The organism is Citrobacter sp. CK194 (genome assembly GCF_030333395.1).
Lineage (GTDB): Bacteria > Pseudomonadota > Gammaproteobacteria > Enterobacterales > Enterobacteriaceae > Citrobacter_B > Citrobacter_B koseri.
The window spans coordinates 433,259-448,869 of the sequence record NZ_JAOWGA010000018.1 but is presented as its reverse complement, the minus strand read 5'-3'; the positions used below and the strand labels follow the sequence as shown (position 1 = coordinate 448,869).

General features: G+C 54.2%; 15 protein-coding genes and 1 tRNA gene. 4 read left to right on the top strand and 12 right to left on the bottom strand.

Annotation, left to right across the window (positions count from 1 at the left end):
* Positions 1 to 75 precede the first annotated feature (75 nt).
* Complete coding sequence (tsaD, locus tag OGX80_RS13890) at positions 76 to 1,089, bottom strand: tRNA (adenosine(37)-N6)-threonylcarbamoyltransferase complex transferase subunit TsaD (RefSeq protein WP_047461129.1); 1,014 nt, start codon at positions 1,087 to 1,089, stop codon at positions 76 to 78.
* A 237-nt stretch (positions 1,090 to 1,326) separates the two neighbouring features.
* On the opposite strand from tsaD, the gene rpsU reads away from it, so the two are divergent.
* The 3 genes from rpsU to rpoD all read left to right on the top strand — a co-directional run bounded on the left by rpsU (position 1,327) and on the right by rpoD (position 5,527).
* Complete coding sequence (gene rpsU, locus OGX80_RS13885) at positions 1,327 to 1,542, top strand: 30S ribosomal protein S21 (protein WP_001144069.1); 216 nt, start codon at positions 1,327 to 1,329, stop codon at positions 1,540 to 1,542.
* A 164-nt stretch (positions 1,543 to 1,706) separates the two neighbouring features.
* Positions 1,707 to 3,452 carry a DNA primase gene (dnaG, locus tag OGX80_RS13880; protein ID WP_012135203.1) on the top strand — a complete coding sequence of 582 codons (1,746 nt, stop codon included), beginning with the start codon at positions 1,707 to 1,709 and terminating at the stop codon, positions 3,450 to 3,452.
* A gap of 200 nt (positions 3,453 to 3,652) precedes the next feature.
* Complete coding sequence (gene rpoD, locus OGX80_RS13875; RefSeq protein WP_256372597.1) at positions 3,653 to 5,527, top strand: RNA polymerase sigma factor RpoD; 1,875 nt, start codon at positions 3,653 to 3,655, stop codon at positions 5,525 to 5,527.
* A 50-nt stretch (positions 5,528 to 5,577) separates the two neighbouring features.
* On the opposite strand, the gene mug is transcribed toward rpoD, so the two are convergent.
* Positions 5,578 to 6,084 (bottom strand): G/U mismatch-specific DNA glycosylase, encoded by a 507-nt coding sequence (mug, locus tag OGX80_RS13870; protein ID WP_047461125.1) that lies wholly within the window; start codon positions 6,082 to 6,084, stop codon positions 5,578 to 5,580.
* Positions 6,085 to 6,209: 125 nt separating this feature from the next.
* Between mug and OGX80_RS13865 the strand changes: the two genes are divergently transcribed.
* A tRNA-Ile gene (locus OGX80_RS13865) sits at positions 6,210 to 6,285 on the top strand.
* A gap of 144 nt (positions 6,286 to 6,429) precedes the next feature.
* Here OGX80_RS13865 and OGX80_RS13860 read toward each other — a convergent pair.
* From OGX80_RS13860 to OGX80_RS13815, 10 genes are all read right to left on the bottom strand, one after another.
* Positions 6,430 to 6,648: a DNA-binding transcriptional regulator gene (locus OGX80_RS13860; protein WP_032618577.1), complete on the bottom strand. Its 219-nt coding sequence runs from the start codon at positions 6,646 to 6,648 to the stop codon at positions 6,430 to 6,432.
* Between the two features lie 62 nt (positions 6,649 to 6,710).
* A complete protein-coding gene (locus tag OGX80_RS13855) occupies positions 6,711 to 7,883 on the bottom strand; it encodes a phage late control D family protein (RefSeq protein WP_286471294.1) in 1,173 nt (390 codons plus the stop codon).
* Positions 7,880 to 8,344 (bottom strand): phage tail protein, encoded by a 465-nt coding sequence (locus tag OGX80_RS13850; RefSeq protein WP_029883057.1) that lies wholly within the window; start codon positions 8,342 to 8,344, stop codon positions 7,880 to 7,882. The genes OGX80_RS13855 and OGX80_RS13850 overlap by 4 nt, the downstream gene beginning before the upstream one ends.
* Positions 8,345 to 8,356: 12 nt before the next feature.
* Positions 8,357 to 10,804 (bottom strand): phage tail tape measure protein, encoded by a 2,448-nt coding sequence (locus OGX80_RS13845; RefSeq protein WP_286471292.1) that lies wholly within the window; start codon positions 10,802 to 10,804, stop codon positions 8,357 to 8,359.
* Entirely contained in the window at positions 10,794 to 10,952 is a 159-nt protein-coding gene (locus tag OGX80_RS13840; RefSeq protein ID WP_310817351.1) for a GpE family phage tail protein, read from the bottom strand. The genes OGX80_RS13845 and OGX80_RS13840 overlap by 11 nt, the downstream gene beginning before the upstream one ends.
* Positions 10,949 to 11,257, bottom strand: a complete 309-nt coding sequence (locus tag OGX80_RS13835; RefSeq protein WP_286471291.1) for a phage tail assembly protein — start codon at positions 11,255 to 11,257, stop codon at positions 10,949 to 10,951. The genes OGX80_RS13840 and OGX80_RS13835 overlap by 4 nt, the downstream gene beginning before the upstream one ends.
* 56 nt (positions 11,258 to 11,313) lie before the next feature.
* A complete protein-coding gene (locus OGX80_RS13830) occupies positions 11,314 to 11,832 on the bottom strand; it encodes a phage major tail tube protein (RefSeq protein ID WP_286471289.1) in 519 nt (172 codons plus the stop codon).
* Between the two features lie 12 nt (positions 11,833 to 11,844).
* Complete coding sequence (locus OGX80_RS13825; RefSeq protein ID WP_286471288.1) at positions 11,845 to 13,038, bottom strand: phage tail sheath protein; 1,194 nt, start codon at positions 13,036 to 13,038, stop codon at positions 11,845 to 11,847.
* Positions 13,039 to 13,160: 122 nt separating this feature from the next.
* On the bottom strand, positions 13,161 to 13,583 hold the full coding sequence (locus OGX80_RS13820) for a tail fiber assembly protein (RefSeq protein WP_286471287.1): 423 nt from the start codon (positions 13,581 to 13,583) through the stop codon (positions 13,161 to 13,163).
* Position 13,584: 1 nt separating this feature from the next.
* Entirely contained in the window at positions 13,585 to 15,606 is a 2,022-nt protein-coding gene (locus OGX80_RS13815; RefSeq protein ID WP_286471285.1) for a phage tail-collar fiber domain-containing protein, read from the bottom strand.
* Positions 15,607 to 15,611: the final 5 nt, after the last annotated feature.

Genomic DNA, 15,611 nt, shown 5'->3' with positions numbered 1-15,611 from the left:
GCCGGGAGGCGGCTTCGCCTGACCCGGTCTACGGTATTGTAAGCCCGGTAAGCGAAGCCGCCACCGGGCAAAAAATCACGCCGCAGGCAGCTCCGCCAGCGGCCAGCGAGGACGCACGCTCACGCCTAAATCCGCCGTTGCGCCCGCCTTGAAGCGCACCATACCGGCGTAGGCGATCATCGCGCCGTTATCGGTGCAAAACTCTGGCCGCGCGTAGAACACTTCGCCACGCCGTTTTTGCATCATTTCCGCCAGCTTCGCACGCAGCGTGCGGTTGGCGCTCACCCCGCCCGCCATCACCAGACGCTTAAAGCCGGTCTGATCCAGCGCTCGCTTACACTTGATCATCAGCGTATCCACCACCGCATCTTCAAACGCACGGGCAATATCGGCGCGGGTCTGTTCATCATCACCGTTGCTGCGGATCGTGTTTGCGGCGAACGTTTTCAGCCCGGAGAAGCTGAAATCCAGCCCAGGACGGTCGGTCATCGGACGCGGAAAGACAAAACGCCCTGCGGTGCCCTGCGCCGCCATTTTCGACAGCATCGGGCCGCCAGGGTAATCCAGTCCCAGCAGTTTGGCGGTTTTATCAAACGCTTCACCGGCCGCATCGTCAATGGATTCGCCTAACAGCGCATACTGACCAATCCCGGTCACGCTGATAAGTTGGGTATGACCGCCGGAGACCAGCAGCGCCACGAACGGAAATTCCGGCGGATTGTCTTCCAGCATCGGCGCCAGCAGGTGCCCTTCCATATGGTGTACCGGAATCGCCGGAACATTCCAGGCAAACGCCAGCGAACGGCCAACGGTCGCGCCGACCAGCAGCGCCCCCACCAGACCCGGCCCTGCGGTATAGGCCACGGCATCAATCTCTTTCGCCGTCAGACCCGACTCTTTCAACGCCGCCTGGATCAGCGGCACGGTCTTGCGTACGTGGTCGCGCGAGGCCAGTTCAGGCACTACGCCGCCGTAGTCAGCGTGCAATTTCACCTGACTATACAATTGGTTGGCTAACAGACCTTTTTCGTCGTCGTAAATAGCGATGCCGGTTTCATCGCAGGATGTCTCAATACCCAGTACACGCATGACTTGTTTTACCTCACTCTGATACCGCGCAGTGTAGGGCCAATGCGGGTTGATGTAAAACTTTGTTCGCCCCTGGCGACAGCCTCGTGTATACTCCTCACCCTTATAAAAGTCCCTTTCAAAAAAGGCGTCGGTGCTTTACAAAGCAGCAGCAATTGCAGTAAAATTCCGCACCATTTTGAAATAAGCTGGCGCTGATGCCAGCGGCAAACCGATTTAATCAAAGGTGAGAGGCACATGCCGGTAATTAAAGTACGTGAAAACGAGCCGTTCGACGTAGCTCTGCGTCGCTTCAAGCGTTCCTGTGAGAAAGCAGGTGTTCTGGCGGAAGTTCGTCGTCGTGAGTTCTATGAAAAACCGACTACCGAACGTAAGCGCGCTAAAGCTTCAGCAGTGAAACGTCACGCGAAGAAACTGGCTCGCGAAAACGCACGCCGCACTCGTCTGTACTAATGCGTTGAGGGCGTAAGCTCTCGATTCAGACCGAGTTGTAGTTGTAAGGCCGTGCTTCCGAAAGGAATGCGCGGCTTATTTTCGTTTATGCATTGGCATATATACAAAATCATTCAGGATGCGGCAAAGCGGCGCCTGAAGGGTGAAGTGTATAAAAGGGGCATATGGCTGGACGAATCCCACGCGTATTTATCAATGACCTGCTGGCACGCACCGACATCATCGATCTGATCGATGCGCGGGTGAAGCTGAAAAAGCAGGGCAAGAATTTTCACGCGTGCTGTCCGTTCCATAACGAAAAAACCCCCTCTTTCACCGTGAACGGTGAAAAACAGTTTTACCACTGCTTTGGCTGCGGCGCGCACGGCAACGCGATCGATTTCCTCATGAACTACGACAAGCTCGATTTCGTGGAAACCGTCGAAGAACTGGCTGCAATGCACAACCTGGAAATTCCCTACGAAGCAGGGACAGGTCTTAGCCAGATAGAGCGCCATCAACGGCAAAACCTCTATCAGTTAATGGACGGGCTGAATGCGTTTTATCAACAGTCGCTCGCCCACCCCACAGCAGAGCCTGCGCGCCAATATTTGCAAAAACGCGGCCTTAGCGCTGAAATCGTTCAACGCTTCGCGATTGGTTTCGCTCCGCCAGGCTGGGATAACGCATTAAAACGTTTCGGTAATAATAGCGACAACAGAGCGCTGTTACTGGATGCCGGAATGCTGGTCAACAATGACCAGGGCAGAACCTACGACCGTTTCCGTAATCGGGTGATGTTCCCGATTCGCGATAAACGAGGACGGGTGATTGGTTTTGGTGGTCGCGTACTCGGTAACGATACGCCGAAATACCTGAACTCCCCGGAAACCGATATTTTCCATAAAGGTCGACAGCTGTATGGCCTTTATGAAGCTCAGCAACATAACGCTGAACCGCAGCGACTGCTTGTTGTTGAAGGCTATATGGACGTTGTCGCGCTGGCGCAGTACGACATTAACTACGCCGTGGCATCGTTGGGGACATCGACAACAGCCGACCATATCCACATGTTATTCCGGGCGACTAACAATGTGATTTGCTGTTATGACGGCGATCGGGCCGGACGCGATGCGGCATGGCGAGCGCTTGAAACGGCAATGCCCTATATCACCGACGGACGGCAGTTGCGCTTTATGTTCCTGCCTGATGGCGAAGACCCGGATACGCTGGTGCGTAAAGAGGGCAAAGAAGCATTCGAAGCACGGATGGAGCAGGCTCTGCCGCTCTCTCTGTTTCTCTTCAATAGCCTCTTGCCGCAGGTTGATTTGAGTACGCCGGATGGAAGTACGCAGCTTGCCGCGCTGGCGCTGCCGCTGATTAACCAGGTTCCCGGAGATACGCACAGGATCCAGCTACGACAGATGCTGGGGCTGAAATTAGGCATCTTTGACGATAGCCAGCTTGACCGCTTAATGCCAAAACAGGCAGAAAGTGGCACGGTACGCCCTGCTCCGCAGCTAAAACGCACGACCATGCGTATACTTATAGGGTTACTGGTACAAAACCCGGATTTGGCGCCGTTAGTACCACCGCTAGGCGGCCTGGATCAAAAAAAGCTGCCCGGGCTTGGCTTATTTGAAGAACTGGTCAACACTTGTTTGTCTCAACCAGGTCTGACCACCGGCCAACTTTTAGAACATTATCGCGGCACAAATAGTGCTGCGACCCTTGAAAAATTGTCGATGTGGGACGATATAGCTGATAAGGACATTGCTGAAAAAACCTTCACCGACTCACTCAACCATATGTTTGATTCGATGCTTAAGCTGCGCCAGGAAGAGTTGATTGCTCGCGATCGCACACACGGTTTAAGCAACGAAGAACGCCGGGAACTCTGGACGCTGAACCAGGAACTGGCCAAAAAATGAATTGATAGACAAAACCATTCAAGTTGTATTAAGGCAGCAAGAGAACGCAGCTAACGCAGAGACAACTTGAAGGATGACGTATTTAACGGCTTAAGTGCCGAATAGCGATCGGGAAGCCCCCGACAGCCGCACTGAGAGGCAGCGGCAAAAATATAAGTACGCCCTCGCTTTAAAGGTTGGCAGATACACCGCCGACACCAATCAAACGAAATAAGTGTGGATACCGTCTTATGGAGCAAAACCCGCAGTCACAGCTGAAGCTTCTTGTCACCCGTGGTAAGGAGCAAGGCTATCTGACCTATGCCGAGGTCAATGACCATCTGCCGGAAGATATCGTCGATTCAGATCAAATCGAAGACATCATCCAAATGATCAACGACATGGGTATTCAGGTGATGGAAGAAGCACCGGATGCCGATGATCTGCTGCTTGCTGAAAACACCAACAACACCGACGAAGACGCGGAAGAAGCTGCTGCTCAAGTTTTATCCAGTGTTGAATCTGAAATCGGTCGTACCACTGACCCGGTACGCATGTACATGCGTGAGATGGGTACGGTTGAACTGTTAACCCGTGAAGGCGAAATCGACATCGCTAAACGTATTGAAGACGGGATCAACCAGGTTCAATGCTCCGTTGCCGAATACCCGGAAGCGATTACTTATCTGCTTGAACAGTACGATCGCGTTGAAGCCGAAGAAGCTCGCCTGTCAGATCTGATCACCGGCTTTGTTGACCCGAACGCTGAAGAAGATATGGCGCCTACCGCCACGCACGTCGGTTCTGAACTCTCTCAGGAAGAGATGGACGACGACGATGATGAAGACGAAGAAGAAGACGACGACAGCAGCGATGACGACAACAGCATCGACCCGGAACTGGCGCGCGAAAAATTCGCAGAGCTGCGTACGCAGTACGAAGTCACCCGTGACACCATCAAAGCGAAAGGTCGCAGCCACGCCGATGCGCAGACCGAAATTCTGAAGCTGTCTGAAGTGTTTAAGCAGTTCCGCCTGGTGCCGAAGCAGTTCGACTACCTGGTGAACAGCATGCGCGTCATGATGGATCGCGTTCGCACGCAAGAACGCCTGATCATGAAGCTCTGCGTTGAGCAGTGCAAAATGCCGAAGAAAAACTTCATCACCCTGTTCACCGGCAACGAAACCAGCGAAACCTGGTTCAATGCCGCCATTGCGATGAACAAGCCGTGGTCCGAAAAGCTGCACGATGTCACTGAAGACGTTCAGCGCAGCCTGCAAAAACTGCAACAGATTGAAGAAGAAACCGGCCTGACCATCGAGCAGGTAAAAGACATCAACCGTCGCATGTCCATCGGCGAAGCGAAAGCCCGCCGTGCGAAGAAAGAGATGGTTGAAGCGAACTTGCGTCTGGTTATCTCTATCGCCAAAAAATACACCAACCGTGGTCTGCAATTCCTGGATCTGATTCAGGAAGGCAACATCGGTCTGATGAAAGCGGTAGACAAGTTCGAATACCGTCGTGGTTACAAATTCTCCACCTATGCCACCTGGTGGATTCGTCAGGCGATCACCCGCTCTATCGCGGATCAGGCGCGCACCATCCGTATTCCGGTGCATATGATTGAGACCATCAACAAACTCAACCGTATCTCCCGCCAGATGCTGCAAGAAATGGGTCGCGAGCCGACGCCAGAAGAGCTGGCCGAGCGCATGCTGATGCCGGAAGACAAGATCCGTAAAGTGCTGAAGATCGCCAAAGAGCCTATCTCCATGGAAACGCCGATCGGCGACGATGAAGATTCGCATCTGGGGGATTTCATCGAGGATACCACCCTCGAGCTGCCGCTGGACTCTGCCACCACCGAGAGCCTGCGTGCCGCAACGCACGACGTGCTGGCTGGCCTGACGGCGCGTGAAGCAAAAGTGCTGCGTATGCGTTTCGGTATCGATATGAACACCGACCATACGCTGGAAGAAGTGGGTAAACAGTTTGACGTTACCCGCGAACGTATCCGTCAGATCGAAGCGAAGGCGCTGCGTAAACTGCGTCACCCGAGCCGTTCTGAAGTGCTGCGTAGCTTCCTGGACGATTAATCTCGCCGCATAAGCATCAACGCCACCGCAAGGTGGCGTTTTTTTACCGCTTACAGCCCGTGAACCACCAGCGATTCATCAAGTTCCCGATACGCCTCCACCAGTTTTTCCGTCCTGATGCGATTTAAGCCGCTGGGATTCGGCAACACCCAGATCTGCGTATCGCCAATGGTCATCGTCTGTTTTCCCCACTGCGCGCCGCGCTGGCTAAATCCCTGCTCAAACGCCTGCTTGCCCAGAATCGCCAACGCCGCAGGTTGATAGTGCTCAATCTTCTCAATGAGCTTATGGCCGCCGCTACGCATCTCCTGAAGCTTAACTTCGTTCGCCTGCACGGTAGGTCTGTCGACAAATTTGGTAACGCCACAGCGGAAATCCAGCAGATGCTGCGCCTCTTCCGGTTTCAGTTGACGCCCGGTAAATCCGGCAAGGTGGATTACCTTCCAGAAACGGTTGGCAGGATGCGCGAACGGGAACCCTGTCCCCGCAGAAGAGAGGCCGGGATTGATGCCGCAAAATACCACTCTCAGCTCCCGCGCCAGTATGTCCTTAACCATATTAACTCCTGAACGATACATCAGGCTGAAAGTATAACGGATTGAAAATACGTTGTTTATAAAAACAGCATCCGTACGGTTATGGCTGGATTGCAACACGGAGTTACTTTATAATCCACCGCCACGGCCCCTTAGCTCAGTGGTTAGAGCAGGCGACTCATAATCGCTTGGTCGCTGGTTCAAGTCCAGCAGGGGCCACCAAATTTTAGCTTTAGAATCATATAATTAAGCCACTCACATGAGTGGCTTTTTTGTTGGCTCAATTTGTAGTGGCGATGAAATGGCGGTTGATGTCTGGAATTATGACCCTCGTGATGTAAAAAAACCCGCTCTAAGCGGGTTCTTTTACATCCATAACTGACGCTGACCTGTAGGCAGCGGATGCGGAGGCGCTGGATTTACGCATTCAGGTGTAACAATAAATCTCTCCACGGATTCCATTGTCACAAAGGTACAACTGCAATTTATGTTTGTGCATTGATGATACCGTTCTTTGGTGTTTTCACTCAGATATCGACTTGTGCGAGCATGAGCCGCATGTTTACACTTCGGACAATGGAACATTCAACACCCTCAATTCACCTTTTATGAATAAATGATACCCAATAATTCACCATTTTGGAAGCTCACCCCTCGACCATCTCCTCCGTTGTGTATTCCAAATCCGAAACCTTAACCTCAAGCTCTAAGCCCGTCGTGTAGCCGCTCCCGTTAAGGTTATGCACCACCCGGCTGATTATCCAAGCCTGTTCGTCTATGATGCGCTTAAAGCCTTTTACCGCCACCGGCATTTCAGGAAATAAATCAGCACGGCCAATCGCCAGCGAGATTGAGAACTCCGCAACCCCGCGCTGCAGCTTGTCCCACTTTGCCTGAGCGGCTCGCATGGCCTGCGCCTTTGTGGCGTAAATCGTCGTCAATTCCAGCACGTTGTCAGCCTCACCGGCCATGTACTCACCCTCGCGCGTTTCCTGCTCTTTTTTGGCTTTAGTCTTTGCCGGGGCTTTGGTCGCTTTCGGGTGCTGCAGCGCTCGAAGGTGCTGCTCTTTGGGCTTGCGCTTAAGTTTCACCTTCTGCTTCTGTGGCTTCGGGTCTTTGGTGTGAAGCCATTTCGCCGTAACGCCCGTGTAGGCTTCGCGGTCAGCGATGGCAAACTGATGATGATCGCCATCGCCGCGCTCAAGAGTCATCAGTGGAATGGATTTCCCACTGGCCGTCTTACCGCTCCCGGCTTTCAGGAATAGCAGTTTCCCCGCTTTCACCGATACTGACGCACCGTTGCGGTCAGCCAGGCGGGACAGAAACACCGCGTCGGATTCCTGAGTCTGGTCAATGTGGGGAACGGGGATCGCTTTCAGCGTGTCGGCCACGCTGGCCTCCAGCTTATTGCGCGCCGCGATGGTCTCAACAATGACGCCGAGCGTGGTGTCGTGCCATGACTGTTCCCTGCGGGAGTTCAGCGACCCGCGAAAATCAGCGCTGCGCCCCCGGATGGTCAGCGTATCAGGCGCACCCCGGTGCTCGATTTCATCGACCGTGAAAGTGCCTTTTTTTATCAGGCCGCTACCCTGCCAGCCCAGCCACAGCGTTAACGTTGCGCCGCGCGGGGGCAGTGCGATTTGCCCGTCGGTATCATCGAGCTCGATATCGAGCTGGTCGGCCTCGAATCCGCGATTGTCCGTCATGGTCAGGCTGATTAACCGGTCGCTAAAATCCTGCGTAATATCTTCGTTATCCTGCTTGAGCATAAACGCCGGGGCTATCTTTGCCCCGGCCTGAATATTCATACCTGTAATCACCCCGCCAGCCCTCCCAGCCAGTTACCGGCAGACGTCACCAGATTGTCAGCCTGCGTTTTCAGGTCGCCATAAATGGCCGCGAGCGACTCATCGACCCGTTTCAGCGAAAGGCTAAACTCGATTTTTCTTGCCGCGCCGTCGTTGAATAATTCGGTGTGTGTATGGGTCACTTTATCGATGACATACATGCCGTGGATCATGCCCGTACCGTCAATGAGCGGCCACGCTCTGCCCTCATCGGCCATCAGCTCAATGGCTGTCAGTGACAGACGTCCGCCGGTGATTTCGGGGTACAGCACGCCTGAAAGCGTGCGTGATGTTTCGCCCTCCCCGAGATACTGATAAGCCGGTGGTTTTCCGATGCGGTCATTTGACGCCCAGCGGTAGTCCTTCGAATACTGCATCGACTGATGCGGCAGAGTGCGGCGTTCAAATACAAATAAACCTAACACCATTAACATGCTTTATCCCCCTCAGTCATGACGCATACTTGAGCGCTGACGCGCACGGTTTTCTCGGTCGAGTTTATCGACAGCCTCGCGGAGCTGGCGGTCGAGGTCGCTACCCGGCGCGATACCACCATTCAGGTGAATGTTATATTCAGGCTTGCTCTGGTCGACGTAAGTCTTCCCGGCGGGAGCTGGAACTGGCTGATACCAATGAAAACCACCGTAAGCCGCGTTTGGTCTGATGTATGGCTCGTTTTGCGAGCCCGTTGCGGCGCTGGCTTTTGCTGCCTTCTGGTCAAGGTCGCTCGACTCTTTATTGATAACACCGAGCTTTTCCAGTAACCAGTCAACGCCGCTGCGCAATTTATTGAAACTTTTGAGCGGTAACATCAGTGCGTCGGCCAGCACTTTACCGAACATCACACCCGCATTTTTACAACTGTCGAGAGTATCCTGCGTGGCCTTAACCGGCGCGATCAGGTCTTTAAACCACTGCCAGACCCCGCGCAATTTATCCATGAAAGAATCGAATACCGGTGCGAGCGGTGCGAAAATTTCCGCCACCGGCGCAAAGGCCGCTTTAAGTCCCTCCACCACGCCCGAAAAGAATGCGCTTATTGGCTCCCAGTATTTGCGTATCAGGAGCGCCCCAGCCACCACCGCACCGGCGACCGCTACCACCGGCAGACTGATTGCCCCGAGTGCTGTCGCTATCGCGCCGCCTGTAACTGTAAAAACTGTTCCCAGCACACCCGCTGCGGCGATAATCGCGTTGATACCCATCACCACCGGCCACGCCACCAGACCAATTCCGCCGATAATGCCAATCAATGCCAGTGCGCCACCGGCAATAACACCGATAGTGGTCGCGAGTGATTTATTGCGTGTGATCCAGCCATCGAGTTTTAAAACATATCGTGTGGCCGTCTGCGTGAGTTTGCGCAGTGCGCCCTCCTGCTGGTCAAACAGGTCTGTACCCACGGCCTCATAAGCGGACTGAAACTCTTTAAAGTCGCCGCCGAGGTTGTCCTGCATGATTTTGACCAGCTCCTCAGTTTTCCCGTCCGAGGCTTTAAACGCCGCGGTGAGTTTGTCGAGCTTGCCGGTCGACGCTGCGGTCATCAGCACCGCTGCCGCCGAACTCGCCTCTTCACCGAAGATGGTTTTCATGTACTCGCCGCGCTGGCTGGTACCGAGATTGTTTTTCTCAAAACTGCGCTGCATTTCCTTTAGGATGGAAAATATCGGGCGCGTGTTTCCTTTGTCGTCAGAGGTTTTGACACCGAGCTCTTTGATTGCTTCATACGCTTTACCGGTCGGTGCCTGCAGGCGGCTCAGGATTGCACGGCTACCCGTTCCCGCCATCGAGCCGGTAATTTTGGCATCGTGCAATGCGCCGACCATTGCGGCGGTCTGCTCGATACTGACACCGGCATTTTTCGCCACCGGCGCGGCATAGGTCAGCGCATCACTCAGCCCGTCAAAGTCGGCAGCGGTTTTGTTCATCGTCATTGAGAGAACATCACCGATGTGTGCGATCTGGTCGTTGGAAAGCTGAAACGCTGATTTCATCCCCGTCAGCAGGGCGGCGTTTTCCTCCATTGAGCGCTGATTCGAAAGCGCCATATTCAGTGTGACCGGCGTCGCCGCCTGAATGGCCTCGGCATCCCCGCCGCTTTTCGCAATGATAATTTGAGCGCTCGCCGCATCGTCTGCAGACGCGGCGGTATTGTCACCGAGTTGGCGCGCCTGTTTGCGCAGCGCCTCCATTTCGGGTGACAGTTTCTCTACACCGAGCACCGCCTGCAGCTCTGAGTTTTTCTGTGCAAACGAATAGCCAGGCATCAGCAATTTCACCCCGGCCATCGTTCCTGCAGTAGCGATACCAACACCGGCAGCACCTGCAGCGGCCATATTTCCCGCAAGCTCCTTGCCTGATTTGTATCGCTCTTTCACCTGGCTTAGTTTCGCCTGCTGCGCACTGACACGCGCCAGCGCCTCACGCTGCCGGTTAAGCTGTGCGGTTGTCTCGCTGATACTGGTTTTCAGGCGTCGCTCGTCTGCCGACAGCGTGCGGGTGTTTATCCCGGCCTGTGCGAGCTCGGTGCGCTGGCGCTGTACCGACTGCCTGAGCCCGTTATATTTGAGCTGCAGGTCAGCGGCGGATTTCTTTGCCGCCTCCATCGCGCGCGCCTGCGCTTTAGTCGGGTTTTCTGTGTTTTTAAACTGGACGGCCAGTGCTGCAGCCTCTTGTTTCGCTTTATCAAGCGACTGACCAGTCACGGCAAGCTGTGCGCTCGCTTTCCTGAATCCGTCAATTCTGGACGCCTGCGCATTCAGATCGCGCAGGCTGTTTTGAGAATTGCGGATGTCGCCGGCAAGGGATTTACTGGCAGTCTGGATAGCTTTAAGCGGTCGGCTTGCCCGGTCTACTGCGTTCAGCAGTACCTCAATCCTGACGTTATTGCTCATGGTGGTGTCCGCTTCGCTGTAGCGCCTTTTCGCGCCATGTGATGAGCTCGGTCACGCTCAGTGAATAGAGCTCTGATGGCGGCCAGTGAAATATCACCGCGATATCCGCCATCAGGTCATCGACCGTAAGGTTTTCCGGGAAGGTCAGCGAGCCGAAGATGGCGACAAAAAACCGACCACCTTACCGGCGAACAAAATCAGGTCTGACGCTTCCAGACGCATGACCTCGGGCTCGGTCAGCGCCGGGTACGTCATGCGCGGCAGCACTTTAATCAGCGCGTCGACGTCAGAATTTGCCAGCGCGGCCAGACTGACACCGCGCAGGGTTCCGGCGTTGGGTTTGGTCAGCGTCACCTGTTCGATTTTTTGCTCACCGCGCATGACGGGATTATCGAGGATCACAATATTCGGGTTTTCGGTTTCGGTGATGGCGGTTTCGTTGATGTTTTCCATGATGTTTCTCTCGTCAAAGTTAAGTGACCGGTCAGCATCACTGACCGGTTAAGGGGTTACAGGCCAATCGCCCGGCGATGCTCTGCGAGACGGTCGACGCCGTCGACTTTCATCACCATGTTGATGACGTCAATCTCGATGACTTCTTTGCCGCCGATCGTGAGCTGGTAGTACGAGCACTCGGTCGCGATTTTGGTCGTGCCGCTTTCGCCCTGCTTGTTCTCGCCGCCGTCGTACTCTTTGTGACGGCCTCGCATGACCACCTCAACGGCGGAAATAGCGCCGGTGTCATCGCGCTGGAATGAGCCTGTGAAACGCAACGGCACGCTATCTGCGCCCGGTGACGCGTACTGCGCCCACAGCTCGACGTCAGGCAGACCGCCCAGCGTCCACTCAAGCGACAGCGCATCGTCATCGAGCCCGAGGTCAATCGACACCGAGCCCGGCATCCCGCCGCCGCGGTATTTCTCCAGCTTGCGGGTCAGCTTTGGCAGGGTGACGGATTCAACGACGCCCATGTAGCTGAGACCGTCGTTAAACATATTCAGGTATTTGAGTTTGCGTGGTAACGCCATGCTCTGAGCTCCTTAGCTGTTGACCGAGTCTGACAGGTCTGCCAGATAGGTATCGGTGATGCGCTGGCGCAGGGTCAGGTTTTCCAGCGGCGGGACGGGGGTGTAGTCATAATCGATATACAGTTTCCCCGCTTTCAGGGTTTCCACGGTGTTTGACTCCGGGTCGTACCAGCAGGAGCCGTCAACGATGTAGCCGTTATTTTTCAGCTCGCGGAATTTGGCATTGATACCGGCGACGATGTCGCGGATGAGCGTTGCCGAAACGGGCTTATCCATCGCCCACGCGTGCGCCTCCGCCATCGTGTCGGCCAGCACCTGCGCCGTGCGGGTGTAGTTTTCAAACAGGAAAAGCGGGTCATCCGAGCATGTGCGGTTGCCCCAAAATTTAAAGCCGTCGTTACGAATCAGCGTGGTGACACCGGCCTGATTTAACAGATTCGCGTCAGTGGCCTTTTCCTGCAAATCCCATGAGACCGAGGCGCTGACACCGGTGACGCCATTCACGCCGACGTTAGAGAGCGTTTTGTGCCAGCCGGTCTCCTGGTCGATTTTGGCGCGCAGCCCTAATGCGCGAGCGGTCGCCCATGCGATATCAGTTTCGTTCGCCGTGGTGTCCCATGCCAGAAAATCAGGGTGAATGACCATCAGCTCGCGCTGGCTGAAATTCTCGCGGTAGGCAATGGCTTCGGAAATGGTCTTGCAGCCCCACGCGCTGATATAACCAAACGCGCGCAGGCTCTGACAGGTCGACGCAAGCGCGGTCGCCACCTCCAGAGAATCCAGCCCCGGCACGCCGAGAATGCGCGGCTTAACGCCGGTGACTGTTTTCGCCGTTAACAGCGCTTTCAGCCCGGTGTATTTGCCGTTTTCGTCGGTCGTGCCGATGATGTTCGAAATGGTTTCTTTCTGCGCCGCTTCCGGCTCTTCCGGGTCATCGATACCTTCGGCAACGCGTACCACCACAATGACCGGTTTGCACTGGTCGGCGATGGCCTGCAGGGATTTTGACAGCGTGCCCTGTTTACCGGCTTTACCGATCGCAGTTTGCACACTGGTAATCAGTACCGGCTCGTTTAGGGGAAATGTCTTGTCGTCTGCATCGCTGGCCGTGCAGACCATGCCGATGATGGCCGTCGAGACGGTGGAAATGGTGCGCGTGCCATCGTTAATCTCGATGACCTCGACGCCGTGATGATAGTCGCCCATCTGTTTAACTCCGTGGTTAGGGGGTGCGACTATTTTCAGTTATGCACTCTACAAGCGCGATAAAACAGCGTTTGCAGGAGGATGAGACAACAAACAGAAAGCCCTCCGGGGGAGGGCTCAGGTCAGGCGGGACGTTCAGGCCATTCTATCGAGGGTGCTGAGCTCGTATCGAGGCGGTTTAACATCACCCGGTAACGCTTCCAGCGGATGAGTAATGCTGTATCAGCCTCTGTGGCAATTCCGAGCTCTTCAGCATCTTGCAGTGGCGCAATGGCATCCCCTGCGGCCTGCATCAGCTTCAGTTTTTTGCTCTCAGCTTCCCTAACCAGCTGTTCTTGCGTCGGTGGTTCCGGGTCGGAAAGAACGGGATAACCATACTCATTCAGAGTGATTACTTTTCCTTCAGACTGCCCCTTAATTAGGCTCTGATACCATCTTTCAGAAACTGGAGTGAGATCAGCAGGCCATGAATTAGCAGTCTCGTAGTCAGCTTTCATAACATCATCATAAAAACCCATATTCGAAGGGCTAAAGAAAATCGCCATATCAGTAACCTATCGCTATCCAGTTAAGAGAAACGTTGCTTTGTTCAGAATACATTGTGAAACCGGTGGTATTTCGCGCCCCAAGAGATACCTTGACAATTCCTGACCCTGTATCATTTCCGGTTACCGAGAGACAGGCATTGGGAAATGCAGTAGGGAACGTGATCCGGCCTCCATTTGTATAACCGCCGCTACCGAACTGGATAATTATTCCTGTGCTGGAATCCTTATGCCATCCATTGGAGTTTTTACTTGCTGTATTTTTCAGGTTAAAACGGCCATCACTTTCAGCCTTGGTATAGGCCTGTCCTGCCGGGGTGTAGTTACCTTTAGGCTGGAATCTGCCATCCGCAACTGCTTGCGTATAGTAACGATTGTCAAAGTTCCCATAGTTGCCCGGAATGATTTGTTCTTTCATTTCCAGACGACCAATACGGACATTCACATACCCCATCACACCAAGCTCACCCGTGCTCGGATAATTGCTGTAAAAACCGATGCCATACCAGCTTTTCAGCAATAAGTTTGCCCCACTAAACGAAGCGGAATCCGAACCGTAATCAATCCCGGCAAGGTAGTCCGCGTTCGCCAGCCGTAATCCCTGACTGAATTGTACTTGTTTCTGAAATACCCCTCCCTGCGAAGCAGAAACAGCGTCGACATCTGAAGCCGCAGGTTTATTCGACTCGGTGTAATACTGCGTCCATGATGCTGTTTTATTCTCAGTATTTACTATCCCAGTATAAGTTTGCGTATAACTGCGAAGAGTGACCCAGTATTGATTGGTATAAATACTGTCTACTTCTACTGAAAAGCGCGTATTACCAGAATTTGCAGGCATACCCTGTGTCGCTGAAGCTCCAGCACCAATACCGAGAGCTGAATGTTTACCTGTGCAGGTAATGTCAAATATGGATTTTAGCGACGCCAGCCCGTTAACTGTTCCCTGACCATAATCACCAACCTTTGTTACCCTGTCTGCCGTTGTATCGTAGGCAGATGTCGTGACCTCCCTGGTTGCTGCTGTTTTCAGCTCCAGAGCAGAACGGGCTTTCGCTTTATCAGGGATATCCGAAAGATTACTTGTCTTGAGTAACCGTGTGTCAGCATTATCGTCAGCCAGTTTAGCCGCTTTGTTTGCTGTATCAGCAAGGTCATATGCTGTTTTGACGGCTTTTGGCGTCGCTGCGAGCAGCTCCGATACACTGTCGGTAGCACTGCTTAGCCTGACAATACCTTTTTGCGCCGTGGTGGCGTCCTGAGCCGTGTACTTTCCTTTCGCAAGGTCATATGCCGCCTTAACCGCTTTCGGCGTTGCTGCGACGGTCTCAGACGCGCTGTCGGTCGCACTACTGAGCTGGACGATACCCTTTTGCGCCGTGGTGGCGTCCTGAGCTGTGTATTTACCTTTCGCAAGGTCATACGCCGCTTTAACCGCTTTCGGCGTCGCTGCGACGGTCTCAGACGTGCTGTCTGTCGCACTGCTTAGCTGTGTGAAACCTTTTGCGGTGAGCGTGGCGTCAGGATGGCGGCGGGACTGTTCATGCTCCGCGAGTTTGTCGTCGACGTAGTCCTGCGTTGCCACCACCGTTGAAGTATCGATGGTCAGCTCGACTGACTCGATGTCGCTCACCATGATGACCATGCGCACGGTCTGCGCGCGCCCTGACCCCTCTGCCAGCGCGGGCTTGTAGCTTTCGGCCATGTTGCCGACCGCAATCAGCGTACCAGCGTCATCATAGAGCCCGAGCTCGCGCATCCAGAAACCGCCGGTCTCAGGCGGGATAAGCAGCTCCGCCACGACGTAATTTTTATTTTTCCTGTCCTGGCTGATTTTGTTCAGTGCGTGACGCCAGACCTCTTTGACGAGCTTTGTCTGGTTTGGGTCAGGAGTTGGCAGTGTGCCACCGCCGTCACCGACGGCCATCGCCGTAAAATTTACCTTTTTCCCGCCGGGGATGGTCGCCGCAGCCAGCTTGATGGCACCGGCTTTGGTGATGACCGTTTTGTATTTCACTGTCATTTTGT